This window comes from Citrobacter sp. MGH 55, assembly GCF_016906145.1.
Classification (GTDB): Bacteria; Pseudomonadota; Gammaproteobacteria; order Enterobacterales; family Enterobacteriaceae; genus Citrobacter_A; species Citrobacter_A amalonaticus.
On the sequence record NZ_CP070239.1, the window covers coordinates 5,030,577 to 5,033,237 of the forward strand.

A 2,661-nucleotide genomic window follows, 5' to 3' on the forward strand; every position below is an offset into this window, starting at 1 on the left:
AGCCGTTCGTCGAAGCCAACTGGCTTCACAACACCCGTAGCTACAGCGTGAAGATGGATGACATCAGCAACGACGTGAAAGGCAACCGCAATATTGGCGAACTGAAAGTGGGCGTTGAAGGCCAGCTTAGCCAGCGTCTGCAACTGTGGGGCAACGTCGCCCAGCAAATTGGCGACAACGGCTACAGCGATACTCAGGGAATGTTAGGCATCAAATATAGTTTCTGATCGCCCAAACAAAAAATGTCCTGCAAAGGCCGGACATTTTTTTCTTTATTACAAATAAAAATAAGTCGTTAATCTCACGGAGAGTCATAAATGACATATATAAAATGGAAATGTCTTGTACCTGTCGTGGTGGGAAGTTCGTTTCTCGCCTCACCGTTTGTCTTATCGGCCGAGTTGGAAAATAAGACCTTCACCAGTTCGATTTCGTCTATTAGCAGCGGAACCCACACCGTTAGCCTCGGTGATGTGACCCTGGACGCCAGCGGTTACACGGGCAGCGCCAGTTACCAACGCGCACTAATCAATACCCTGAACGGTGCAGTGAACATTAATATCAGCGACGGGAATACCCTGACACTGAGAGGTTTTAATAATAACACGACAGACGAACGTGCAACGCTGCATGCTTACAAGCGAGATACACTCAGCGGCACAATGACATTCACTGGCGGCAATATTGTCGTCAGTAATGAGGTCAGAAATAGTTACGCCGATATTTACGGTTTATTTGCCGGGCCAGGTGGTAAATTTGATTTCAAAAGCGACGGCGATAATAAAGTTAATTTGACTGTACTGATGCCGCAGGCGGGATATGTCAGCACCCACCGCTGGGGGATTGGTTTGTATGACGGTGAGCTGGCCTTTGATGGTGGAAACTTTGTCATCAATGTTGACGGCGATCCGGGCGACAACTCTATCGACCGTCGCGTGGGGATGGTTCTTGCCGCAGGAAGTGATGTGGATATCAAAGCCGATCGTATTGATATCGATGCCAATGAACTGGCATTACAGTTTGCCGCAAGGGCTGGCGCGAGCACGAGTAACACTGCTTATAACGTGATTAATACTGCCAAATTTGAAGCTGACTACATCACTCTGAAAGGCAGCCAGGGTATCCTGGCGGCGCTCCCCTACGCCACTTATGGGACGAGAAATAGCATCGAATTTACGGGGCTGACGAAGATTGAAGCGCTCTCACGTGGTGATGAAAATAACCTCTTTGGTGAGGCTGGCGGTGGCCGTGCACTTGACCTGATGGCAACGGATATCACCTTCAACAGCAATGCGATCATCGTCGGCGAGAACCTGACTTACCTGGGCAACCGACCCGGTTACGAGCATGAATTCGCAGGTTGGATCGACCCGTACTGGATGCGAACCATCTCCCTGACTGACCAGTCGTCGCTTATCGCAAAAGGCGATTTTCTGCTGACCAGCAACGGTGGCTATTACAACACAGGCCTTTACCTTTGGAAAAGTGAGGCGCAGTTTCAGGGTAAAACCGCTATTACTATGCAAAATGGCGTCGATACCGCACGAGCGGTTTATGCTTATGATGGCGGCAGTAACACCACAAAAGTTGAATTCCAGGATGATTTAGGCATCTCACTGTCTGATACGCACGCCAACTATGTGGCGGGTATCGAAGCCGCGGCGGGTGGTATTGTCGATGTGCAGAAAGGTCTGCTGATGACGGATAACAGCGATCCCACCTGGTCCCTGCTCTCCCGTGGAGCAAACAGCCTGATCAACGTGAATTCATTAGAAACCGGCACGGTACAGGTCATTGGCGACATTGGCGCAATTAACGATGCCACGCTCAATATGGTACTGAATAACGAAAACTCATTCCTGACGGCCACCAGTTATACCGCTACGTCTGGCTCAACCAGCAACGGTATTGTTAACCTGGATCTTTCCAACCAGGCCGTGTGGAATATGACCGGTAGCTCTCATGTCACCGACATCACCTTAGACAATGGGACTGTCAATTTCCTGCCTCCGGAAAGCAGCGGTGTGTTTAAGACTCTGACTGTAGAAGGTAATTTCTACGGCGGCGGAACACTGAAAATGAACACGACACTGGGTGGCGATGATTCTCCCACCGATAAACTTATCGTGGAAGGCGACACGTCCGGTAATACGCTGGTTGCGGTGAATAATATCGGCGGTACGGGCTCGCAAACGGTGAACGGTATTGAAATTGTCGAAGTGTATGGCGATTCCGCAGGTACTTTTGCCAAAGCCGGACGTATTGTCGCGGGGGCTTATGACTATGATGTGGTGAAAAAAGGCAGTAACTGGTATCTGACCAACACCTTCATCACTGACCCAGTGCCGGAGCCTACTCCCGATCCCGCCCCGACACCGGCCCCAACGCCACAGCCGGAAGGAGAGAAAACCTATCGCCCGGAAACCGGCAGCTATCTGGCGAACACCCTTGCCGCCAACACGCTGTTCACCACCCGGCTTCACGATCGTCTGGGTGAAACCCAGTACACCGACGCGTTATCCGGCGAGCAGAAAGTCACCAGCCTGTGGATGCGCCACATCGGCGGACATAACCGCTTCAAGGACGGTTCCGGACAGATCAGCACCCAGAGCAACCGCTACGTGATGCAACTGGGCGGCGATATCGCGCAATGGAGCACCG

2 protein-coding genes are annotated in these 2,661 nt (G+C 51.4%); both read left to right on the top strand.

Going from position 1 to position 2,661, the window contains the following annotated elements; genetic code table 11:
• On the top strand, positions 1-227 hold a 227-nt coding region (locus JTI98_RS21010), incomplete at its 5' end, for an autotransporter outer membrane beta-barrel domain-containing protein (RefSeq protein ID WP_216081775.1).
• 90 nt (positions 228-317) lie between these two features.
• A partial coding sequence (locus JTI98_RS21015) for an autotransporter outer membrane beta-barrel domain-containing protein (protein ID WP_252869608.1) occupies positions 318-2,661 on the top strand: 2,344 nt, incomplete at its 3' end.